At 42.6% G+C, this 22,557-nt stretch carries 29 protein-coding genes; 15 read left to right on the top strand and 14 right to left on the bottom strand.

All coding sequences use genetic code 11. The features are described from left to right. Positions 1-68: 68 nt before the first annotated feature. Positions 69-608 (bottom strand): hypothetical protein, encoded by a 540-nt coding sequence (locus ACE1CD_RS25820; RefSeq protein ID WP_374826696.1) that lies wholly within the window; start codon positions 606-608, stop codon positions 69-71. A gap of 226 nt (positions 609-834) precedes the next feature. On the opposite strand from ACE1CD_RS25820, the gene ACE1CD_RS25825 reads away from it, so the two are divergent. Next, positions 835-1,056 (top strand): type II toxin-antitoxin system HicB family antitoxin, encoded by a 222-nt coding sequence (locus ACE1CD_RS25825; protein ID WP_374826697.1) that lies wholly within the window; start codon positions 835-837, stop codon positions 1,054-1,056. 4 nt (positions 1,057-1,060) lie between these two features. Continuing rightward, a complete protein-coding gene (locus ACE1CD_RS25830; RefSeq protein ID WP_374792861.1) occupies positions 1,061-1,270 on the top strand; it encodes a hypothetical protein in 210 nt (69 codons plus the stop codon). A gap of 123 nt (positions 1,271-1,393) precedes the next feature. Here the strand turns inward: ACE1CD_RS25830 and ACE1CD_RS25835 are convergent, their stop codons facing one another. Next, positions 1,394-2,776, bottom strand: coding sequence for an ATP-binding protein (locus ACE1CD_RS25835; protein ID WP_374826698.1), 1,383 nt, complete (start codon positions 2,774-2,776; stop codon positions 1,394-1,396). 200 nt (positions 2,777-2,976) lie between these two features. Between ACE1CD_RS25835 and ACE1CD_RS25840 the strand changes: the two genes are divergently transcribed. Further along, entirely contained in the window at positions 2,977-3,405 is a 429-nt protein-coding gene (locus tag ACE1CD_RS25840) for a hypothetical protein (protein WP_374826699.1), read from the top strand. A 100-nt stretch (positions 3,406-3,505) separates the two neighbouring features. On the opposite strand, the gene ACE1CD_RS25845 is transcribed toward ACE1CD_RS25840, so the two are convergent. The 11 genes from ACE1CD_RS25845 to rpmI all read right to left on the bottom strand — a co-directional run bounded on the left by ACE1CD_RS25845 (position 3,506) and on the right by rpmI (position 8,272). Next, entirely contained in the window at positions 3,506-3,973 is a 468-nt protein-coding gene (locus tag ACE1CD_RS25845; RefSeq protein ID WP_374826700.1) for a hypothetical protein, read from the bottom strand. Position 3,974: 1 nt separating this feature from the next. After that, positions 3,975-4,439, bottom strand: a complete 465-nt coding sequence (locus ACE1CD_RS25850; RefSeq protein ID WP_374792870.1) for a hypothetical protein — start codon at positions 4,437-4,439, stop codon at positions 3,975-3,977. Positions 4,440-4,474: 35 nt separating this feature from the next. Beyond that, positions 4,475-4,690 (bottom strand): hypothetical protein, encoded by a 216-nt coding sequence (locus ACE1CD_RS25855; protein WP_374792872.1) that lies wholly within the window; start codon positions 4,688-4,690, stop codon positions 4,475-4,477. A 161-nt stretch (positions 4,691-4,851) separates the two neighbouring features. Continuing rightward, positions 4,852-5,052: a type II toxin-antitoxin system RelE/ParE family toxin gene (locus ACE1CD_RS25860; RefSeq protein WP_374826701.1), complete on the bottom strand. Its 201-nt coding sequence runs from the start codon at positions 5,050-5,052 to the stop codon at positions 4,852-4,854. Positions 5,053-5,144: 92 nt separating this feature from the next. Next, positions 5,145-5,330 (bottom strand): hypothetical protein, encoded by a 186-nt coding sequence (locus ACE1CD_RS25865; RefSeq protein WP_374826702.1) that lies wholly within the window; start codon positions 5,328-5,330, stop codon positions 5,145-5,147. Between the two features lie 193 nt (positions 5,331-5,523). After that, positions 5,524-5,760, bottom strand: coding sequence for a DUF2283 domain-containing protein (locus ACE1CD_RS25870; RefSeq protein WP_374792878.1), 237 nt, complete (start codon positions 5,758-5,760; stop codon positions 5,524-5,526). A gap of 13 nt (positions 5,761-5,773) precedes the next feature. Further along, positions 5,774-6,040 (bottom strand): hypothetical protein, encoded by a 267-nt coding sequence (locus ACE1CD_RS25875; RefSeq protein ID WP_374792879.1) that lies wholly within the window; start codon positions 6,038-6,040, stop codon positions 5,774-5,776. A 121-nt stretch (positions 6,041-6,161) separates the two neighbouring features. Then, positions 6,162-6,692: a tetratricopeptide repeat protein gene (locus tag ACE1CD_RS25880; protein ID WP_374792881.1), complete on the bottom strand. Its 531-nt coding sequence runs from the start codon at positions 6,690-6,692 to the stop codon at positions 6,162-6,164. A gap of 108 nt (positions 6,693-6,800) precedes the next feature. Further along, complete coding sequence (locus tag ACE1CD_RS25885) at positions 6,801-7,598, bottom strand: transporter substrate-binding domain-containing protein (RefSeq protein ID WP_374826703.1); 798 nt, start codon at positions 7,596-7,598, stop codon at positions 6,801-6,803. Between the two features lie 30 nt (positions 7,599-7,628). Further along, positions 7,629-7,982, bottom strand: a complete 354-nt coding sequence (gene rplT / locus ACE1CD_RS25890; protein ID WP_374792884.1) for a 50S ribosomal protein L20 — start codon at positions 7,980-7,982, stop codon at positions 7,629-7,631. Positions 7,983-8,074: 92 nt separating this feature from the next. Continuing rightward, complete coding sequence (gene rpmI, locus ACE1CD_RS25895) at positions 8,075-8,272, bottom strand: 50S ribosomal protein L35 (protein ID WP_374792886.1); 198 nt, start codon at positions 8,270-8,272, stop codon at positions 8,075-8,077. 449 nt (positions 8,273-8,721) lie between these two features. Here rpmI and ACE1CD_RS25900 point away from each other — a divergent pair, with 449 nt between their 5' ends. The 3 genes from ACE1CD_RS25900 (at position 8,722) to ACE1CD_RS25910 (ending at position 10,787) form a co-directional block, all read left to right on the top strand. Beyond that, positions 8,722-9,705 carry a hypothetical protein gene (locus ACE1CD_RS25900; protein ID WP_374826704.1) on the top strand — a complete coding sequence of 328 codons (984 nt, stop codon included), beginning with the start codon at positions 8,722-8,724 and terminating at the stop codon, positions 9,703-9,705. A gap of 71 nt (positions 9,706-9,776) precedes the next feature. Next, the gene (locus tag ACE1CD_RS25905; RefSeq protein WP_374792890.1) at positions 9,777-10,361 is read left to right on the top strand and encodes a DUF2269 family protein; all 585 of its coding nucleotides are present in this window, start codon (positions 9,777-9,779) and stop codon (positions 10,359-10,361) included. 216 nt (positions 10,362-10,577) lie between these two features. Beyond that, positions 10,578-10,787, top strand: coding sequence for a hypothetical protein (locus ACE1CD_RS25910; RefSeq protein WP_374792892.1), 210 nt, complete (start codon positions 10,578-10,580; stop codon positions 10,785-10,787). 4 nt (positions 10,788-10,791) lie between these two features. Here the strand turns inward: ACE1CD_RS25910 and ACE1CD_RS25915 are convergent, their stop codons facing one another. Next, positions 10,792-11,466, bottom strand: coding sequence for a cysteine hydrolase family protein (locus ACE1CD_RS25915; protein WP_374792894.1), 675 nt, complete (start codon positions 11,464-11,466; stop codon positions 10,792-10,794). A 4-nt stretch (positions 11,467-11,470) separates the two neighbouring features. On the opposite strand from ACE1CD_RS25915, the gene ACE1CD_RS25920 reads away from it, so the two are divergent. The 9 genes from ACE1CD_RS25920 to ACE1CD_RS25960 all read left to right on the top strand — a co-directional run bounded on the left by ACE1CD_RS25920 (position 11,471) and on the right by ACE1CD_RS25960 (position 22,552). Beyond that, positions 11,471-11,866 (top strand): glutamyl-tRNA amidotransferase, encoded by a 396-nt coding sequence (locus tag ACE1CD_RS25920; RefSeq protein WP_374826705.1) that lies wholly within the window; start codon positions 11,471-11,473, stop codon positions 11,864-11,866. Positions 11,867-12,008: 142 nt separating this feature from the next. Then, entirely contained in the window at positions 12,009-13,229 is a 1,221-nt protein-coding gene (locus tag ACE1CD_RS25925) for a BMP family ABC transporter substrate-binding protein (protein WP_374826706.1), read from the top strand. A gap of 89 nt (positions 13,230-13,318) precedes the next feature. Further along, complete coding sequence (locus tag ACE1CD_RS25930) at positions 13,319-14,431, top strand: ABC transporter permease (RefSeq protein ID WP_374826707.1); 1,113 nt, start codon at positions 13,319-13,321, stop codon at positions 14,429-14,431. Positions 14,432-14,599: 168 nt separating this feature from the next. Next, positions 14,600-15,550, top strand: coding sequence for an ABC transporter permease (locus ACE1CD_RS25935; RefSeq protein ID WP_374792902.1), 951 nt, complete (start codon positions 14,600-14,602; stop codon positions 15,548-15,550). 64 nt (positions 15,551-15,614) lie between these two features. After that, positions 15,615-16,322: an ROK family protein gene (locus ACE1CD_RS25940; protein WP_374826708.1), complete on the top strand. Its 708-nt coding sequence runs from the start codon at positions 15,615-15,617 to the stop codon at positions 16,320-16,322. Between the two features lie 354 nt (positions 16,323-16,676). Further along, on the top strand, positions 16,677-17,687 hold the full coding sequence (locus ACE1CD_RS25945; protein ID WP_374792906.1) for a BMP family protein: 1,011 nt from the start codon (positions 16,677-16,679) through the stop codon (positions 17,685-17,687). Positions 17,688-17,745: 58 nt separating this feature from the next. Further along, complete coding sequence (locus tag ACE1CD_RS25950; RefSeq protein WP_374826709.1) at positions 17,746-20,433, top strand: cache domain-containing protein; 2,688 nt, start codon at positions 17,746-17,748, stop codon at positions 20,431-20,433. After that, complete coding sequence (locus ACE1CD_RS25955; protein ID WP_374826710.1) at positions 20,423-21,784, top strand: response regulator; 1,362 nt, start codon at positions 20,423-20,425, stop codon at positions 21,782-21,784. Before ACE1CD_RS25950 ends, ACE1CD_RS25955 begins: the two co-directional genes overlap by 11 nt. Before the next feature lie 72 nt (positions 21,785-21,856). After that, positions 21,857-22,552, top strand: coding sequence for a cysteine hydrolase family protein (locus tag ACE1CD_RS25960; RefSeq protein ID WP_374826711.1), 696 nt, complete (start codon positions 21,857-21,859; stop codon positions 22,550-22,552). Positions 22,553-22,557 lie beyond the last annotated feature (5 nt).

Below are 22,557 nucleotides of genomic sequence, written 5' to 3' on the forward strand. Positions count from 1 at the left end.
GGCACGGGCGATAATTTCAAAACTTTCAACCAATAATTAAGTTCCCGTGCCGTAACCCACCATCCCAGCTATCTGTAACATATACAAACATTTTCCACTATCAACCCGAAAGATTCAGTGGTTTTAAAAGCGGCTGGCTGAGTCAGCAAGACTTCATCAACTTCATCAATGAAAGCAATTGCTAGTTCTGGGCTAGAATTTGCCAAAGCACTTTCATACCATTCATGTATTACCGCATCAAGCCTATCTATAGCACCAGTTTCTAAACCGATTTGGCGAAATTCATTTTCTACTTCTGCGATTATTTCGCTTAATTCCGCAGCGTCAAATACTTTTAGCCATTCATAGGGATGATTGGGGTCAATTTGCTCTCCTAAGCGCAATCGGTAAGCAATATTTATCAGTTCAAATACAGTTTTAGAAACATTTGTTGCTTTCACCCAAAAAGCCATTTGTTCGCGTGGTAACAAAGCAAAATAGCGATCGTTGTGATTGATGGTTACAGGACGTTCTAATGCGATATCCAGAATACGTTCTGGTTGGCGATTTAATTCACTTGCGGTAACTATTTCATCACCGTAAACATTTGTTGAAGTTTCGATCGGCATAAGCTTTACATCTCTTGTTGGGGGCGAAAGGCTGGTTAAGCTATCTAAGTAATATTGTAGATATATGGTGGGCGATCGACATTCAGCGTTGTTCGGTTGAGTGAGATACTTTAGAAACCAGCTATACTGAAGCTTGGGGATGAGGCAAAGAAGTGGTGCGATCGGGATTTATGCCAGCTAAATTACCGTATATCAATCTTAAACTGGAAGATGAGGCAGAAAAGCAATGAAAGACGATCGCATCAACGTATTCTATAGCGAAGAAGATGAAGGTTATATTGCCGATATCCCTGACTTAAAATACTGTTCTGCTTTTGGCGAAACACCAGAGGAAGCAGTGCGGGAAGTGCTAATTGCGAAAGCTGCATGGCTGGAAACCGCGAAAGTTGAAGGAAAACCGATTCCCCTGCCTAGATATCGACCAGCTATATACCAAGTGGGAATATAAAATTATGTTGGAACTTACTATGATTCAAAAACCCCCTCTTCCCGATCTAGAGAAAGTCAAGCAAACTGTTAGTAGAATGCGCGAAGTCTGTCGCCAGTTCGATCGTCTTAATTTAGCGCTTGATGAACTGATTGCCCAAATAGAAGCGGATATTCGGAATAGTCCATTGACGGCTTATCGCTTGGGAAGAATGAATAAATCGGATAAATTATGAAAGTCGATCGCATGGTGTTGTATTCGCGATCGCCTATGGAAAACTGGTTTTTTTGTTGTTAATTTCGATATTTTTTGACGGATATGAAGAAACCCTTTGTCTGCGATTATTTTAGCTTCTAAATTATCTCATATACCGACTTTTAACATACTCTTTTATGACGGTATTTAAGCTAAAAAAAGTTGTTTTTTCCTCCTCCTTTCCCTCGACTAATAACCGCCTTCCTAGCGATCGCATCGCATTCACTAAATCCGATACCGATAATTCAACTATCTTTAAAATATCCGGTAAAGCAACAGGTTTGCCTTCCTTAGCTAACTGAGTCATTACTAATATTTCCTGCTGCGTTAAACGCTGAAATTGTTGGTCTAGTTGCGCTTGTAAAGATTCATCTAATATTGGCGCATCGCATTGCAAAAAATCAGAAACACTACCTGCAAATATATCTTCGATGGTACTGGCGGTCAATTCTAACCAGAGAGGATTGCCTTGGTAGATATCAATCAATGTTTCCCAAGTATCTTCATCTGATAAGTTACGCTCTTTCAGAATTTCTTTTGCTGCTAATCCTAAACTGCCTAAAACGAATGTTCGCACGTAGTTATTACTTTTCTCTAACTTGGCAATTTCTCTAGGTTTCTCCCAAGTATTGAGTAACAAACAACTATGATGATTGACTTCGGCAATTAATTTAAAAAATAACTGATAATCTTCATATCCAGTTTTATATTGACCCGCGAGTTGTCCGCTAGCAAAAAGCATTTGTAGGTCATCGAAGATAATTAAACAGCGATGCTGGCGTAGGTAATTGAGGACTTGGGATATTTGCGTTTCGATGTGTTGGGGAATGTCTGCTTCGTGGGGGAAGATTTGCAACAGATTGGTGAGTGTTGCGTTGAGTGTTGGGGAAAAGCGCAGACTGCGATAGATAATATAATCGAAGTTGGTTTTGATTTGTTCTATTAGTTGTAATGAAAGGGTAGTTTTGCCAATTCCGCTAATTCCGAGAAGCGCAATAAGACGAGTGCGATCGCATATTATCCAGTTTTCCAGGGTGGCGAGTTCGGTGGTGCGATCGTAAAATCTAAAAATTTCCGGCGCGTCACCTAAATCGATGTGCGGTTGAGTTGGGGTTTGTTGGGGTTGTTGTGTGGGGGAGTGCGATCGATGTTTATCTGTAAAAATATTAATATTATTAATTGTTGGATGATTTTGGCAACCTTTTGAATCTATCTGGGAAAAATTTTTGCTTCTTATGTTTTTGAATATACTTTTAAAATTAGCTTTAGTAACTTTTTCACCTAATCCTGATGATAGAAGGTTCCATAATTCATGTCCGACATTTTTTACATGACTTTCACTAAAACCATTATCTTTAGCAATTTCTGGGTAGGTTTGACCTTGGACAGTACCTTTTAATACAGTTTTTTGCAAACGATCTAAATGTTTTCCGGTTTTGGAAAAGACTAGATCATCTGCCAGTTCTAAGATTTCCGCAATATCCATACACCCAATAAATACTAAATTGAGGCTTATTATACCATACTTTTCGTACTTTTCGTACTTTTCATACTTTGAATGGGTGACGAAATGCCGTACTTTTCATACGGTAAAGTAGCGATCGCTTTCTTTAGGATAGGTTTGTCCTGAAACTATTAGGTTCGCAATCAACCATTTTATTGATGCGACAAAATTTAGGAGGTTAGATGGCAAAGTATCATTTAAAAAATAAACCGCTGGGAATTCTGCTATTCTTGTCAACCTTTGGTATGTCTTTGAATATCAATTTGGGACAAATAATTGATCAAAAAGCAATCGCTTATGAACCACATGAATTTGTATTTGTATCGGGCTTAAGCAATTTAGCAAGTATGTCTCAAGAGCAAGCAGATCAAACCTGTAAATACAACTTTCGTGAGCTTCGACAGCTAGGAATTTTCGATGACCTAGTTGAAAAGAATACTTGGCATATATGGGCGCACCGTAATAATCGGCAGTGTGTGATGAATGTTCATGTTAATAACCCCAGATATCGCAATAGTTATTGGACGCCAAGCAATAACCGTAATAAGCGTTTTCCGATTCGGATTCCAATATTTTCCGATGGGGAAGTTGATAGTATAAGGGCTTTTTGATGAAAGAGTTAAAAGGGATACCAGGCACTCTCATCTTTCTCCCCAAATGCGATCGTACTTCCATCTTCCCCCCAAAAAGCGATCGCACCTAAAAACTCAACTACTCATCAATAGCATTAGCGGAACTAAACTCGATCGGACGTTTGAGAATTTGACCGACAACTCCGTACCGATCTCCTGTTAATCCATCAAGTTCGTGTTCGATATCTTCTAACCAGCCAAGTTTACTTGTCCACTTTCCATTAGGTAATTGTCTGGCTGCATGAGTTGGAATACCATTAGAGTCAACATATATAGCTATTTTCTGATATCCAGTTTCCAATATTTCATCATGATCTGGTTCATATCCTAGCGTTTGATAAGCTTGAATATAAGCTTCTAGAGTCTCTTCTTGAGGAACACCATCAGGCCAATAAAATTGCTCTCCCGGTATAGGTTGCCACCAGCGATCGTCCTCTTCTACAGCCCATGCAAAACAGTTATATTCCTCTGACTTTGGACTGGTAACTTGATAATCAGTGCGAGACAAATTAGGCCATTTAATTTCAAGTTCAGGTCTTATATACATTTTATTCGATCGCGTAGCCTTGGTTTCTACCCCACTCTATCCAAGCTGATGCCATCTGCTTGACTCTTCCTCTTTGTTCTGGCTTAATAGGATTTTCACCTGTAATTGCACTCAACGCTGCTAACCAGTAAAGTGGATTCTTTTTCAGTTCTAACAGCAACAGGGGCAAGATTTTGGTTCCCATACTAATAATTTCCCGATAATGAGGATGCTGAGACATTTGGGCAGTAGAAGACATTCCAGCAACTTCATTTTCCCATTGCTTAGCAAGGGTATAAAACTTATCTACTATTTCTGGGTCAAGTTCGGCATTTTTCGTAGTATTTGGGATAGAAGCTTCTCGCTGTGCGACCAAGTTATCCAAGCTTATTAAGAGCAACTCTTCTATCGATACATTGAGGTCAGCGGCGACTTGTTGTAGCTTGTGCAAACGCTCATCTGAAATTGCAATTGTGATAGTATTCATCTGATTTATAAATTAGCCCGTATCTAAAAAAACAATCATTCTTTACTGTAAAGTTTATGTCCTGGCATTCGCACACTATCCACAATTTCTTTGAAAGATTCAAAGTAGCTTTCTCTTTGCTTTGATTCTTCTTCCGTAACTTCTTCTTCTATCCAGCCTTTCAGAAGTTTCATTGCCGCCAGATTCTTTTCTAATTGTTCTGCTTCTGTTTTTCCTCTGTGTTTTAAAAAAGGTGTCAAAGAACTACTCATAGTTTTAAAGTGTTCCCTAAGATTCAGATTTAATACCTAAAATAGCATTTTTTACCGTCATTAGCTACTGAGCGGGAAACCTTATAGTTAAAAGCGATCGCACTTTTCCATCTTTCTCCAAATGCGATCGCTTAGCCTGCCGTAGGTATATCACCATTCACTTAATAATCATAAATTTCTCTCCGGTGTCCAATCTGGTGAATAGTAATAACCTTTAAATCGTCATTAAAGGAATAAATCACCCGATAATCGCCTACCCTTAGTTTAAAAAATCCTGCTAGATTAGCCGATAACGGCATTGGAGTGATTTCTTCAAAATTTTCAGCCAACCAATTAATTTTCTTGTCGATCCGCTCTCGCATCGCTTGAGCTAATTTCTCTTCATTAGCAAGAGCTTATGCTGTCACTTCAATCGAATAGCTCATTTACGATTGTATACCGATTTTCCATCGATTCAGCCAGCCAGAATGCTGCTTTCTTCTGCTTGTGTACGCTTCAGTGAATCTAGCAATTTTTGTTTTACTTCTGTCTTAACTTCTAAACCTATATCAGGATCGCCAAAATATTCCTCTAAGCACTGTTCAACGGTATGCCGGATCAAGTCCCGCAGTTGCTCAACATTCATGTCTTTGACTTGCATATTTATCTCCTAGTCTGTGGGATTATCACTAATGTTTCTTTACATTTGTGGCTATTATTGTATTATACCATAACTTAAACTTGCAAAAAAAGTTTCCGCGAAGCTTACCGATCGCATCCCTTTTTTCTTCACCTTCCTAGTGATCGCACTTCCATCTTTCGCCAAAATGCGATCGCATCTATTGTACTTATCTTTATAAAAGAGCAAGTCGATGGATTACACCAACAGAAGCATCCTCGACAATTATTTCTTGTAGTTGTTCACCCAAAACTTGCGAAGCATCAAGGATTTCTAATCCAGCTAGTTTGCCATCAGGACTGTAATCAGCAATAATATCTTCTGTCAGTTCTCGATTTTCGGCTGTCCCTGGCGCTAATGGCAGTAACTCTATATAGAGTACATCAACTTCTGGATCGTAGTGGATCTTCATAGTTTTCTTCCTTCTAGTTGAAATAATAGACGTTTACTGTTACTACTAGAATTCTTCCCGGTTCCTCGGTAAAGATTGGCTTAACAGCTTTATAGCTGTAAAACTGTTGATTAATTGGCGAGCGATCGTTAAAATCAAATTGAGCGCGAGCCGAAAATTTACCTCGTTTGGCAGATTCCCATGAACCAGAACGAATGGCTGCAATAACCTCAACTTCTTCAGCACCCCGCAGTAGCATTCTCTCTCTGGAATGGGTCGAAAAGTAAATAGGTTTTACCATCCAGTTTAACCTCTTATCATTTAACAAGATAGTTTTTCTAGACAAGAAACCCGGTTTTTCTAAAAAACCGGGTTTCTCGAACATCTTAAAACTAGCTTGGTGGGCATTGCCCACCCTACTTTTAACTGGATGGGACGAGTCGTTTGCGGAGGGATTCGGCGCGGCGCTTAGCAGTGGAATTGTTGGGTTCGTACTTCAAAGCTTCGTCGTAAGATTGCAGTGCTTGTGCGGTTAACTTCTTTTTCTCGTAGGCATGACCTAAATTGTTGAGTGCAGTGGGATAATTTGGCTGGAGCTTTAGGGCTTCTTTGTAGTTGCGAATTGCCGCGTCGTATTGCTCTAGGGCAAAGTAGGCAAAGCCCAATCCGTTGTAAATGAGGGCAGTATTTTCGGGTGCTTCCTCTTCGGCGGCTTTAAGTGCCCTTTGGAAGACTTGGACGGATTGTGCGAACAGCTTTTTATCGAGATAAATGCTGCCCAATTCGTAATACTCTTGAGCTGTACCTTTCTCATTTTTCAGCTTGTTTTGCAGGCGCGTAAGTGTGGTTTCAACTTTGCGAGTTTTGAAGACTTGCTGAAAAATCAACCAAGCGGTTCCAGATAGCAGTGCTAGCAATATAGAGATATAAACAATGGGAAGCTGGCTTTGCATAGGTTTTTAAAGGGGGAATTTTCAGTGTTGGGTGTTGAATGCTGAGTGCTGAGTGGGAATTTTTGGTTTTGTAGAAAACTCAAAACACATTCCTCACATCTCAAAACTTTATTTTAAGGTATCCCAAGGCAGTCCCCAATAGATAGCTCGTTGCTGTAACCAACCGTCGGATTTCCAACGATCGATCGCCTGATTGACCCGCCGTCGCAATTCATCGTACTGCAATCCCTTGGGCATTACTACAGCTAGGGGTTCGGCGGAAAGCAGGGTTGGCACTAAGCGATATTGGGGATATTCCTGTACCCAACCGGTGAGGATGCTGACATCGGCGGCAAAAGCAACTGCGCCGCCAGCTTCGAGGAGCGATCGCGCTTGTTCATAGGATGCCACACCGACGAGCTGGGCGGCGGGTAACTGATACCGCAGTTTGGGGATGGTACTGGAACCGTACAGAACGGCAATTTTCGCTTGCCGAACATCATCGAGCTGTTGCACTGTGGCATCTTTTGTCACGAAGGCGATGCCATCAAAATAGTAGGGGGGGCTAAAATTAACCAAGCGGGCGCGGGGTTCGGTGGCCGTGACTCTGGCAATGGTAAGATCGACTTTGCCCCGCAATACAACGTCAAGGCGATCGCGATTTGCCACTGGCTCGAACTTGACAGCATCGGGACGCCCCAACAATTCTGCTGCCAAACCTCGCGCCAAGTCAATTTCTAATCCTTGCAGGTTGCCCGTCGCATCCCGAAAACCCAGAGGACGCAAGTTATCTTTTACACCAACAATTAAGTAGCCCCGTTCCTGAATTTCTTTGAGTTCGGCGGCATTGCTGGCAAAAGGCAAAAGTGTTCCCAGGCACAGCCAGGGAACTAGGTAAAAAGGCAAAACAAAGAGCAGATTTTTCAATCCTTTTTTTTGACTTTTGACTTTTGACTTTTATTTAGCTTTGGAAGCCAATTCGACAACTTTGCCGAAACTCTCCGGATCGAGGATGGCGAGTTGGGCGAGCATTTTGCGATTGAGTTCGATGTTGGCTTTTTTTAGGTTGCCCATCAATTGGCTGTAGCTGACGCCGTGCTGATGCGCGGCGGCGTTGATGCGGACGATCCACAGACGGCGGAAATCGCGCTTGCGTTTTTTGCGATCGCGATAGGAATTCCGCAACGCCTTCATTACTTGTTGATTGGCTGTGCGAAACAGCGTGGAGTGGGAACCGCGAAATCCTTTCGCCAGTTTGAGAACTTTCTTGCGACGTTTGCGAGCAACGTTACCGCGTTTTACTCTTGTCATATCGATTTTGGATGAGAGGATTTTAGATTTTGGATTACTTGTGTAGGTGCATTAGGCAAACTTAGTGCCGCGTAACGCACCGCCAGGAGTCCCTAGAGATAGGGAAGCATCAGGCGCACGTTTTCTTCGTCTCTTTCGTCCACAACTGCTGGGTTAGATAGATGACGTTTCCGCTTGGCGCTTTTGTGTTGTAGCAAGTGGTTCTTAAAAGAGTGGCGGCGCATGATTTTGCCGCTTCCGGTTACTCTGAACCGCTTTGCCGCCGATTTGCGAGTTTTGACTTTTGGCATGGGCTTACCTTTCTCGGACACAATCTATTATGCTACCATAAGCTTTATCTGTAATCAAGTAGATTCGAGTAATTGTAACAGATAGATATTCACAAATATAATAATTTAATTTTATTCACCGAAAAAAAGGGGTTTTAAAGCTTCCCATTTCAAAGGGAATCATCAAAAAATTTGGGTTTTTCGGGTTTATGGTGGAAAATGTTTGTGTATGTTTGCGATGGTGGGTTACGGCACGCTCGGAAAGGGAGAGGGAAGAGGGGAAATTTTGACTTTTGAATGCCTGACTTTTGACTTTTAGATCGCCCGTGCCTAATCCACCCTACGATTAGATAAGCTTTTATTATCACGACAAAAACTCATTGCAGAGCAAATCCAAAATCCCAAATCCCAAATCTAAAATCCTTGCTAGGTTGACTGGCGATCGCTGACCAATTACCAATGAAAGAAAAATGGATGTACCTACAATTGTTAATGTTGCCATAGGTTTGATTTTTATTTATCTGATTTTGAGTTTGCTCACTTCAGAAATTCAGGAAGCGATCGCGACTTTTCGCGAGTGGAGAGCCAAGCAACTCAAAAACTCTATCAGAACTCTTTTGAATAAAAACCTTACGGAACAACTCTACGCTCACGATTTAATTAAATCTCTCAATCAGGCAGGTCACAAAAGAAATTCCGTCGGCCCATCTTATATCCCTTCAGAAATGTTTGCTTATGCTTTAGTAGATATTTTAAATTTATATTTCAAAGGTTCGCAAAGCATTGCGGTTGTTGAAACAAAAATAACTAGCTCGGATTTGCCGCCCAAATTAAAAGATATTTTGTCTGCTTTTGCGAAAAAACTTCAAAATCAAGACCGGGGGATAGAACCGGCAATTCAAGATTTACAACATGAAATCGCAACTTGGTTCGATGAAACGATGGCGCGAGCATCGGGAGTCTACAAACGGAATGCGAAAGGGGTATCTTTCTTGATTGGATTAGCGGTTGCAGTTATGGCTAACGCCGATACAGTTTACCTGATGCAAAGATTGTACAAAGATGAAGTATTGCGCTCGACTGTGAGTCAAGTTAGTGAGGAAATATTGGCGAGAAACTCGGATGCGATCGTACAATGTTTAAATACTGCCAAAGACCAAGCAAGTAAGGATAAATGTTTGCTACCTTTGCGAGAAAATATTCATACAGCTTTAAATGATATCTCATCTTTTCCAATTGGTTGGAATATTGGTAACCCATTAAAGCAATTGCAAGAACAGCAATCGATTTCGCCGATGGGAAATTGGGATTGGCGAGGTATAGTTAAAGTAATTTGGGGTTGGATTTTAACGGCTATTGCTATTTCTATGGGCGCACCATTTTGGTTTGAGATCCTAAACAAAGTGGTTAATGTCAGGAACGCGGGAACAAAGCCAAAGTCCAGTTCTGAGTAGTTAGATAAAGCTTGTAGCGTTCAGGCATATTTTGAATACAAACACTTATCCAAACATGAGGAGATGCAAAAATGGCGAACAAATCAGTTGCAGTTAAGGAGAAGAAAGAGCAAGCGAGCAAAAAGCTAACTGGAACGGCAAAAAGCTGGCTCGTATCTGCTCATGTCGCTTCCGGAGCGATTTGGTTTGGGACTGGTTTAAGTATGGTTTTGATTGGGTTGAGTAACCTTCACAGCCAGAACGGAGATGAACTTTACGCGATTAATTCGGTTGTGAAGTTGCTGGATGATTTTGTGGTAATTCCTGCGGCGATCGCTTCTTCCGTAACAGGAGCATTACTTTGCTGGTTAACTGTTTGGGGATTCTTTAAATTTTACTGGGTAATTGTCAAGTGGATCGCCACAACTGTGCTGATTACCTTCGGTACATTCTGGCTTGGCCCTTGGGTAAATGCTATGACAGCTATTTCTGACGCCGAAAGAATCAAAGCACTTACCAATCCGCTGTTTATGTTTGATATCAAAGCGGTAATTACTGGCGGAAGTATTCAGACTTTTTGCCTGTTAGCGATTATTGCTATTTCGATTATCAAACCTTGGGGAAGACGGGATATGAAAGATAAAACTAAAGGAAAGCAAGCTGCTGGCGCTGCTTAATATTGATTTGATGGCGATCGCATCTGGAGAGTAAGGCAAAAAGAGTGCGATCGCCACATATCCAAAGTACACAATAAGATGATTTTAGATATAACTAGCGAAGTCAGAAGTATGTCTTTCAGCAATACCGAATATAAATATGTAGGTCTCGACTATGGCAATACCTATTAAGCGATTTTCTGCTAATATGAGGTAAACACCTCAGTAGGAGAATATATGGCTGAAATTACCATAGAGGAAAGCAAACTAAAAGATCTGCTGAAAACAGCGCTGGTTGAGGTACTTTATGAGCAGAAAGAGGTCTTCTCTGATTTATTGGCAGAAATCATAGAAGACATAGCCTTAGAAAAGGCTATTAGAGAAGGTGAAAATACCGAGCCAGTCAGCCGAGATGCTATTTTCAAGCTTTGGGAAGGTAAAGGATAAAAGGTTAACCAATCTTTTCCAATCCTTGCAAAACATTTTCAGCAGTTGTCGTCCAGCCCACAATACCGCCTTGAGCGCGAATCATTTCAATTGTAGCTTGTTTGAATTCGGGAAAATAACTTTCGGTCGCATCTTCTATTAGCAAAGACTCAAATCCCCGGTCGTTAGCTTCGCGCATAGTTGTCTGCACGCAAACCTCAGTCGTTACTCCACCAAAGAGCAGATGAGTAATGCCTTTATCGCGCAATAAAGATTCTAAATCGGTATGATAAAAAGCGCCCTTACCCGGTTTGGTGATTACCGTTTCATCAGGTAGCGGTGACAGTTCGGGAATAATGGCATTACCGGGTTCGCCCAACACTAAAATACGTCCCAAAGGGCCTACATCGCCGATTTTCAATTTGCCTTTGCCTCGGTTAAGCTTGGCGGGAGGACAGTCAGAAAGATCCGGTTTGTGACATTCGATCGTGTGGATAATGGGAAGATGGCGATCGCGAAAAGCATCCAATAATTTCCTCACAGTTGGTACAATGCTTTGAAGCCTTGTAACATCGTTACCCAAAGCTTCGCCAAAACCCCCAGGTTCGAGAAAATCTCGCTGCATATCGATGACAATTAACGCCACCTTAGTTGCATCTGGGAGTTCATAATCATAAGGTTGGGCAGAAATAAAAACCATAATTATGGAAACCGTACACTTGGCTGTTAATGGTACACTGATGCGAGGTTTGGAATTGAACCCAAACCTGTTGGCTGTGGGAGCTACTTTTGTGCGAGAAGCCTTGACAGAACCAGTTTATCGGTTGTGGTCGATCGACGATCGCCATCCAGCAATGATGCGGGTAAGTAATGGTGGAAATGCGATCGCCGTTGAAGTTTGGGCTGTTCCTACATCTGGCATTTGCACAATTTTACGGCAAGAACCGCCCGGATTGTGCATCGGCAAAGTGCGTTTGGCAGATGGCCAAGAAGTACTGGGTGTTTTAGGCGAATCGCTTCTTTGTGAAGGTAAGCGGGAAATTACCCAGTGGGGTGGCTGGCGTGGTTACATTGCCCATTTAGGCAAAGATAAAGCATAACTCGTGGGCCAAATGTATTGCAAATTACAAAATTCTATGCAATACAGTGATTAGATTGACTGGTTAACCGATTGATGTCATCTGTCTTAGAGCAGAACTTAATATAAAAAAACATTTACCCCTGTCAAAGGAGGGCTAGAAAGTGAGTATCAGACGCCCATTTAACCTAAATCGCCGTCAAGTCATACGCGGTATTTTAGCCACAACAGCGTTTGGAGTTAGTTCGCGTCTTTGGACTGGATGTACCCCAAACACACCATCGAATCCAACAAGTCCAGGAAGTTCAAGTAATTCAACTTCTACTTCAAGTTCAACTGGGGCAGTCAAACAAATAACAATGGGATTTATTTATGTCGGCCCCAAAGACGATTATGGATACAACCAAGCCCACGCGCAAGGAAAAGAAGGAGTTGCAAAATTACCTTGGGTGAAAACTGTAGAGCAAGCTAATGTTCCGGAAACTACAGAAGTACAGGAAGCGATGCGGAACATGATTGAACAGGACGGTTGTACAGTCTTGTTTCCCACGTCTTTCGGTTACTTCGATCCGCATATCTTGAAACTTGCCCAAGAATATCCCGAAGTACAATTCTTCCACTGCGGCGGACTCTACGAAGAAGGAAAACACCCGAAAAATGTTGGTAGTTACTATGGCTATATTGATGAAGCGCAGTACATCGCAGGAATTGTTGCGGCATCCACCAGCAAAACTGGCAAATTAGGATTTGTCGCCGCCAAACCCATCCCCCAACTAATCCGAAATATCAACAGTTTTACTCTAGGCGCACGCAGCGTTAATCCTAAAGTTACAACTCAAGTTATCTTCACAGGTGACTGGTCTTTGCCTGTTAAAGAAGCCGAAGCTGCCAATAGCATGATCGACCAAGGAGTTGATGTACTGACTTGTCACGTAGACAGCCCCAAAGTGGTGATAGAAACTGCTGAAAAACGGGGTGTTTTCTGTAGCGGTTACCATGCGAATCAAGCAAATCTTGCTCCTAAAGGATATCTTACAGGTGCGGAGTGGGATTGGACAAATGTCTATTCCAAATATGCAGAAATGATTCGCGATGGCAAAACTTTGATGAACGGAGGAATCCCCCATCTGGTGCGTGGTGGTTTGAAGGATGGTTTTTGTAAACTTTCAGACTACGGGCAAGCTGTTAGCGAAGCGGCGAAGAAGGAAGCAGATGCAGCTAAAGCGAAGTTTATGGATGGCAGTATGGTCATTTATAAAGGAGAAATTAAAGATAATACTGGAAAAACTATCATCGCCTCAGCGAAGGAGTACAAACAGCAAGACCCGGAACTGGAAAAGATGAATTGGCTGGTAGAAGGTGTGATTGGTAGTACTAGCAGTTAGGTAAGGCAAAAGTCAAAAGGCAAAAGGCAAAAGTCAAAAGTCAAAAGAAATAAGAGCGAGGGGCTGGGGTTAGTGCGTCAAAGTTAAATTTGAATAAGAAAAACTGGATTATGGCGATCGCACAAAATTGGCGGACAACGCTAGAAAAAATTTGCATTCCGGTAGCAGCGCTGGCGGTTTCGCTGCTAATATTCGGTGTGTTTTGTGCGGCATCGGGTGCTAATCCCTTTGCCGTATACGGATCGATTTATAAGGCAGCTTTTGGCAATTGGTATTCGTTCCAGAACACGTTAATTCGCGCCGCGCCTTTGATGCTGAGTTCCCTGTGTACGGCGTTACCTGCGCGTTTGGGTTTGGTAATTATCGGCAATGAAGGGGCGATCGTGATCGGTGGTTTGTCTGCTGTGGCTACAGGGCTGGCGATGCAGGGTACTGGGCCTTTTGTCGTGCAGTTGGCGATGGCTTTGGCAGGACTTATTGCTGGTGGTTTGTGGATTGCCGGCGTTGGGGCATTACGCCATTACCGAGGCGTTAACGAAACGATTAGCAGCTTGTTGTTGAATTATATTGCGATCGCCCTCCTCAATCACATGGTTGGTGGGCCAATGCGCGACCCCAGCAGTCTCAACAAGCCTTCCAGCTACCCAATTCCCGATGCCGATATGTTGGGAAATATACCGGGCTCTCGCGTTCATTACGGTTTAATTTACGGGATTATTGCTTGCGCGATCGCTTACTTCCTCATTCAGCGTACCACATTTGGGTTTGCTACCAGAACAGTTGGCGGTAATATTCGCGCTGCCAAAATCGCTGGATTGCCAGTAGGAAAACTAACTTTAATTATTTGTTTCCTCGCCGGTTCTTGTGCGGGTTTAGCAGGTATGGTGGAAGTGGCGGCGGTACACGGTCGCGCTAACGAATCGCTGAATGCTAATTACGGTTACAGCGGCATTTTGGTTGCGTTTATTGCGCGGCAAAATCCTCTAGCCGCCGTGGTGGTTTCAGTTATTTTAGGCGGAATTCTCGCCAGTGGTGGCATCCTGCAAAGGGCGCATCAATTGCCCGATGCAACTGTTTTGGTTTTCCAAGGTGTTGTATTTTTGGTAATTCTTTTCAGCGAGTCTCTGTACGGACGTTTTGCCATCTTTAAAGAAGGCGTTCGACCTCAAATATCAGCGCCAAACATCAACCCGCAAACCTAATTAGCTCTTCCGTGCTATGGCAGAGGGCAACCCCACCCCCAACCCCTCCCCGTTCCACAGGGAGGGGAGAAAGAGAGGGACAGAGGAAAAAAAGAAAAAGCATAGCAGATCGGAAAGAGTCGAACATCTCCAATCCAAAATCCAAAATCCAAAATCCAAAATCGTCTTATGACAGCAGAAAGTATAGGCTGGTGGGGAGTACCGCTGGCGATCGCAGCAGGAACAATCCGAGGTAGTGCGCCCTTTCTATTTGTGAGTTTGGGCGAATGTTTAACAGAAAAAAGCGGCAAAATTAATCTGGGTTTGGAAGGAACCCTGTTGATGGGAGCCATGAGTGCTTATGCAATATCTTACCTCAGCAGTGCCAACGGAATTCCACCTTGGCTCGCGCCTTGGCTTGGTGTTATAACTGCTGGTTTTGCAGGAATGCTGCTGGGTACAATTCACGCTTGGCTGGCACAACAACAAAAGGTAAACGATGTTGCTGTCGGCATTGCTATGATTATTTTTGGCAGCGGCATAGCCTTTTTCTTAGGGAAACCTTTTATTCAGCCAGTAGCACCGCAATTACCTGCTTTTGAGTTAGGTAATTGGAGCGATATTCCTTCAATAAAAGCGGCGCTGAAAATTAGTCCGCTTTTTCTTTTGGGTGTGGCGATCGCACCCATGATGCAGTGGTTTTTTAAATCCACTCGTTGGGGTTTATACATAAGAGCGGTTGGCGATAGTCCCGAAGCAGCTAAAGCAATGGGAATTTCAGTTTATAAAATCAGAATGCTCAGCATTATTGCTGGCAGTTTTCTTGCAGGTATCGGCGGTGCTTATCTATCTCTTTATTATCCCGGTAGCTGGTCAGAGCGCATTTCCAGCGGTCAAGGTTTGATGGCAGTGGCACTGGTAATTTTTGCCCGGTGGAATCCGATACAATGCTTGTATGCGGCTTTGCTATTTGGTGGGGCGCAAGCGATCGGCCCTGCATTGCAATCGGTTGGGGTCAATTCCTATTACTATCTGTTTAATGCCTCGCCGTATATCCTGACATTGCTAATCATGATTATCACTTGTTCGCCGAAACGGACGCTCAGCGGCGCACCGGGAGCGTTGGGTACGGAAAATTAGCGAGCGACGAAAATAACTGCAAATTGCATAAAATAGCGGTAATGAAGATCTAACATAAACGCTAATGGCTCAAGCAAACGGAAATATTGCCACCCTGACGGTAGACATCGGCGGTAGTGGCGTCAAAGTCATGGTTTTGAACGAAGATGGCACTCCTCGAACAGAACGCAAGCGAGTACCGACACCGCAACCCCCCAAAACAGAACCGATAATAAATGCGATCGCAGATTTAGCCGCAGGACAAGGTGAGTTCGATCGCATCTCGGTAGGCTTTCCCGGCGTAGTGCAAAACGGCATCATTAAAACGGCGGTAAACTTAGATCCGGATTGGATCGATTTTGATTTAGCAACAGTTCTTTCCCAGAAATTAAACAAACCTGTGCGCGTCGCCAACGATGCAGATATTCAGGGTTTTGGCGCAATTTCTGGGCATGGAGTTGAATTGGTAATTACACTGGGTACAGGCTTCGGATCGGCATTATTTATCAACGGTAAATTAGTGCCGAATTTAGAAATGGGTCACCATCCGTTTCGCAAAGGTCAAACCTACGAAGAACAACTGGGACGTGCTGCTTTAGACGACGTTGGCAAGAAAAAATGGAACCAGCGTCTGGAAAAAGCAATTTCTTCCCTAGCACATTTGTTCAATTACGACCACCTCTATATCGGCGGCGGTAACACAGATGAAATGACGATAAATTTGCCGCCTAATGCCAAAATAGTACCTAACGTGAGCGGTTTGTTAGGCGGCATAGCTTTGTGGCGAGAATAGCACTGTAAATCTGACTTTAAAATAGACAGGCTAGTGGGGAGAAAAAATTTTTCATTATTGTTGCAGGCATCGCGTCATACTTCTACTAAGTAGATAGTAGAATTGCTATTGCTTCAGTAACAAGATGAAAAACTCTTGCCCATACTTGCCTATGTAAACTTTTCCATATTTAGTTGCGGAACACTTCTGTATAATTGTATAACAATATCAATAATGTCAAAAAATACTCTCACCGAATTTTTTAGGAGGGCGATCGGTCAGACATTTTAGATAAAAATATTTTATCTATGGGAGAGGGCTCGCTGATTGGTAAGCGTCTGGGAATTTCACTGAAAATATAGGTATCTCAGCCAAATGCGCCGATTGATTATCTTTATAATATACCTATTTATAGGAATTCTACCATTTATTGCGATCGGCTGTGGCGGAGCGGATAGGCATACTGGTTCCAGTGTTGACTCTGAAATGTTAAGCACTTTTAAAGTCGCCGCGCTCCTACCGGATGCGATCGACGATGGCAGTTGGAGTCAGTCAGGGTACGAAGGGTTGAAGTCGATCGAGCAGCAACTGAGAGCCAAGATAGCTTACACAGAAAAAACCGACTATTTATCTGAAGCGGAAGTAACAAATATATTCAGGCAGTATGCCAAGTCAGGTTTCGATTTAATTATCGGTCACGGAGGCAGATTTGTTGCTGCTGCGGAAATTGTGGCCAAAGAATTTCCGCGCACTAAATTTGCTGTAGTGGGGACTTTTCCCGGTAACAATAAAAATTTAGGTGCGCTATCTTTTCAGAGTGGTGAATTAGGTTATCTGACAGGTGTAGTTGCTGCCCTTAAGACCAAAACTAATAAAGTGTCGTTTATTGGAGGTGTAGATTATCCCCATATAAAAGAAGGGGCTATCTTGTTTGAGAGAGGCGCAAAATTAACCAACCCAAATATAACTGTGATAACAGAATGGGTGGGAAATTGGACAGATACAAACAAGTGCCAAATGATTGCTGAAAAACAAATTAAACAGGGAGTTGATATTATTTCAAATAATGCCGATCCAGGTTGTCTACATTTACATAAATTAGCCCAAAAAAATGGGATTTACACTATTGGATGGATTCAAGACCTATATCAACTTGCGCCTGGTACTGTCTTGACCAGTGCCATCCAGGATTCTCCAAAGTTATTGTTACAGGCAGCAACTTTAGTTAGAAAAGGGCGATGGGAGGGTAAGCAATACAAGTTTGGACTGAAAGAAAAAGTGCAAAGATTAGCTCCTTTTCGAGGATCGCTGACTGCGGAACAAGAAGAGATAGTCAACAAAATTAAAAACGATATTATCACAGATAAAATAGACATTTCCCCCTAAATAATTTAGGTTTAAGGAAGTAAGCCAGTAGCTGCAATACTCTGACAAGGAGGCTCAATTGCATCAAGAAAATCAAAAGGCTAGTTCAGATAAATTAAACAGCAATTTAACTTGGCTGTGGAATTTATCCATCGCGAAACAATTGCGTTTTGGGATGGTCTTCTTGGTGGTATCGAGCTTGCTGACGACCGGAGTAATACTGATTTACTCTAGTTTCCAAACCCAATTAAAACAATCAAACCTGCTACAGCAAGCGCGATCGCGAGCTGCTGCTGAAACAATCGACGCCTACATGGACGATTTGATCAGAAAATTGGGTTATTTGGCGAGAGTGCAGGGTTTAACCGATCTACCTCTGGAAACCAAACAAACTTTGCTGGAAGGTTTAACCCGCCACAACGATGCTTACGAAATGGTGGCCATTGTTAATCGTCAGGGAAATCCAGTTGTAGTCGTTTCTCCCTACAATCGTGTTGGGCTGGGTAATCTGGCACTTACACCGCTATTTGTGCGATCGTTCAGGCGACAAGAAGATTATGTCGATGCTGTGAGCATCGATCCGGAAATTCATCAGTTAGTGACAACGATCGCCGTTCCCATTCGCGATCGACAAGATGAAGTGGATGGCATTTTACTGGCTAGAGTTAATTTAAAATTCCTGGATTTTGTGGTTTCCCAGACAGAAGTAGGAAAAACTGGCTATACTTACGTAATAGACGATCGCAACTTTATAATTGCTAAAAAAAGAAGTGCTGGAGAGAGATTTAAACTAGAAGACATTTCCCAGCGTCCGTTTATTGAAAATTTGCACGATACAGAGACACAAGCGCTGACAATCTACCGAGGTCTTCAAAATGAGGAAGTTTTGGGCGCGATCGCACCTATTGACAGCGTTGATTGGAGCGTCGTTGTCGAATTACCGACAGCCGAAGCATACGCCCCTGTCCGCAATCAGATTTTAGTAATGGTAGGAGCCCTCTCCCTCGCAACATTTACCGCCGTAGTATTGGGATTCTATTTCTCTCGGCGGCTCGTCAAGCCCCTAGAAAGTCTTACTGTTGCCGCCGCCCAAATTAGCGATGGAAATCTCGACACTCGCGTCTACATTCAATCACGCAATGAACTGGGGATTTTAGCGCGTTCTTTTAACCAAATGGCACAGCAATTGCAGGAGTCATTTAGAACTTTAGAAAAGACAAACGAACAGTTAGAAATTAGAGTCGAACAACGCACAAACGCGCTCAGGCAAGCTATGGAAGCTGCTGAGGTTGCCAACAAAGCTAAAAGCGAATTTTTGGCAAATATGAGCCACGAATTAAGAACCCCTCTCAACGGCATTTTGGGTTATGCTCAAATCCTGGAAAGAGCGCAAAATCTAACTAAAAAACAACTGCACTACATCAACATTATTTACCAGTGCGGCACTCATTTGCTGACCCTGATCGAAGATATTTTAGATCTTTCTAAAATAGAAGCTAAGAAAATGGAACTGTATGCAGAAGATTTCTATTTTCCTTCTTTCTTGGAAAGCGTAGTAGAAATCTGCCGCATCCGCGCCGAACAAAAAGATATCTCGTTTGTTTACCAACCAACTAGCGAACTGCCTATAGCCATTCATGCCGATCGGAAACGGTTACGACAGGTACTGATTAATTTACTCGGAAATGCAATTAAATTTACAGAAACAGGTGGAGTTAACTTTAACGTAAGTGTCATAAATCATCAGTCATCAGACACTAGAGAGTCAATCTCTAAAACTGAACGAAGACTAATAACAAAAATTCGTTTCGAGGTAAAAGACACCGGCGTAGGTATGAGTCCGGACGAATTGGAAAAGATATTTTTGCCTTTCGAGCAAGTGGGAAATGGCAAACATCAAGCAGAAGGAACCGGACTGGGATTGGCAATTAGCCATAAAATTGTTCAAATGATGGGCAGTAAAATCCAAGTAAAAAGTCAACTCGGTATGGGCAGCATTTTTTGGGTTGATTTGGATTTACCTGAAGCCCAAGACTGGATACAAACAGCCACTATTATTAAGCAACAAAAGATTATTGGCGTAGAGGGGAAAAGGCGGAAAATCCTGGTAGTAGATGATAAATGGGAAAATCGATCGGTAATTGTCAATCTGCTAGAGCAAATCGGGTTTGAAATGGCAGAAGCAACAAACGGTGAGGAAGGTTTGATTAAAGCAGCGGAGTTTAACCCCGACCTAATTATCACCGATTTAGTCATGCCTGTGCTGGACGGATTTGAGATGACACGCCGCATTCGGCAGTCACCGGAATTGAAGGATCTAGTGATAATTGTTTCATCTGCTAGCGTATTCGTAGCCGATCGACATAAGAGTTTGTCAGCTGGGGGTAACGATTTTATGCCCAAACCAGTACAGGCAGATGAACTATTTCAGAAGTTACAAAAATATTTGAAAATCGTATGGATTTACGAGGAAACCCCGAAGCCACAGCCAGCAGAAGAAAGCCAAGATACAAATGCCGAGCTTACTAAATCTCAAATTCCAGATGGCGAATTAATTCCTCCCCCAGCAGAAGAAATAGAAATCCTCTTTGAGCTAGCGATGAGAGGTAATATCAAGGGTATTGCCAGACAAACTGTCAAGTTAGAGCAAATGGATGAAAAACTTGTCCCTTTTGTCCAATATTTGCGTCAACTAGCTCACAACTTTCAGGAAAAAGAAATTCTGGAGTTCATTAGTAAATACAGGTCAGATCCAAATGAGTGCTGAATCTAGCGAAAAATCTATCCTGTTAATTGTTGATGATAACCCCGTTAATTTAGGGGCAATCACCGATTTTTTGGATGAAGCTGGATTTGAAGTATTGGTAGCGCGAGATGGGGAAAGTGCTATCCAAAGGGTAAAATATGCCCAACCAGATCTGATTTTATTAGATGTGATGATGCCCGGAATCGATGGATTTGAAACCTGCTATAGGTTGAAGTCAGACCCGGCAACTAAAGATATACCAGTAATTTTTATGACTTCCCTCTCTGACAGGGTAGATAAAGTCAAAGGTCTCAATTTAGGAGCAGTCGATTACATCACTAAGCCGTTTCAGCAAGATGAGGTATTAGCCCGCGTCAAATCTCAGTTAAAATTGTATAATTTGACGAAAATTATGCAACAGCAAAATTTGCTTCTCAAACGAGAAGTTGAAGATCGAGTTGCCGCTGAAATTTCTTTGCAAAAGCTGACGCAGGAATTAGAAAAACGGGTGGAGGAACGCACGGCTGAACTAAAGCAAACTATGCAAGAATTGCAACAGGCCCAATCTTATTTAGTGCATAAGGAAAAAATGTCCGCGCTCGGTCAATTGGTGGCAGGAGTGGCTCACGAAATTAATAATCCTGTAAGCTTTATTGCGGGTAATATCAGCCACGCTGAAGGATATATCCAATCTTTGATTGAACACTTAAGCCTTTATCAGCAGAAATTTCCAGAGCCAGGAGAGGAAATTGAAATTCATGCCGAAAAGATTGAATTAGGTTATTTAATAGAAGATTTGCCCAATTTAATTTCATCCTTGAAAACGGGAACCGATCGCATTCATCAAATTAGCGTTTCTCTGCGGAATTTCTCGCGAGCGGATACTACTGCTAAAGTGTCGGTCAACATTCACGAAGGCATAGATAGCACCCTCCTAATTTTGAAGCATCGATTGAAAGCGAAAGCAAACCGTCCGCCTATTGAAATAATTAAAGAATATGGAGAATTGCCACCAGTCGAGTGCTACGCCGGTCAAATTAATCAGGTATTTATGAATATCATTGCCAACGCCATTGACGCAATTGAAGAAATGGAATGTGGCAACCCTACGATTCGGATTCGTACCGAAGTTTCACAAAACAAAGATATAGCGGTTATTCGGATACAGGACAATGGGATGGGGATAGCACCAGAAGTGAAAGCTCGTATATTTGAGCCGTTGTTTACCACGAAGGTGGTTGGCAAAGGAACTGGTTTGGGTTTGTCGATCAGTCATCAGATTGTCGTGGAAAAACACGGGGGCGATCTGAATTGTATTTCTGCGCCCGGTCAAGGAACGGAATTTGTAATTACCTTACCAGTTAAAAGTTAAAAAGTTATTTTTGATACGCCGAAAAATGTCATAATTTAGTAGATATTTAAATATACTCAAATGCTGCTGAATATGGGATGTTTTGTTGAGTCCGATCCGTATCCCTATCCGTTCAATGGGGATTTGCGTCCAGAAAATACGGTTGTGCTGATAATTGATATGCAAACCGACTTCTGCGGCGTGGGTGGTTATGTGGATAAAATGGGTTACGATTTGTCGCTAACTCGCGCTCCAATAGAGCCGATTAAAAAGGTTTTAGAAGTGGCTCGCGCTCAAGGATTTCATGTGATGCACACCCGCGAGGGACATCGACCCGATTTATCCGATTTGCCGGAAAATAAGGGGTGGCGCAGCCGTCGCATCGGTGCGGGAATTGGCGATCCTGGCCCTTGCGGAAAAATTTTAGTCCGCGGCGAACCGGGATGGGAAATTATTCCAGAACTCGCACCTAAGCCAGGAGAAGTAATCATAGATAAACCGGGTAAAGGTTCGTTTTATGCTACAGATTTGGATTTGATCCTCAAAGGTAAAGGTATCCAAAATATCGTTTTAGGTGGAATTACGACAGATGTTTGCGTCCACACTACGATGCGGGAAGCGAACGATCGCGGTTACGAATGCTTGATGCTATCTGACTGCACTGGTGCGACGGACTACGGCAATTATTTAGCGGCATTAAAGATGATTAAAATGCAAGGGGGTGTATTTGGAGCGGTGGCAGATTCGGAGGCATTTATTAAAGCGATATCAACAGGGCGTCAGGGTTAAAAAAG

The organism is Aerosakkonema sp. BLCC-F183 (genome assembly GCF_041929145.1).
Lineage (GTDB): Bacteria > Cyanobacteriota > Cyanobacteriia > Cyanobacteriales > Aerosakkonemataceae > Aerosakkonema.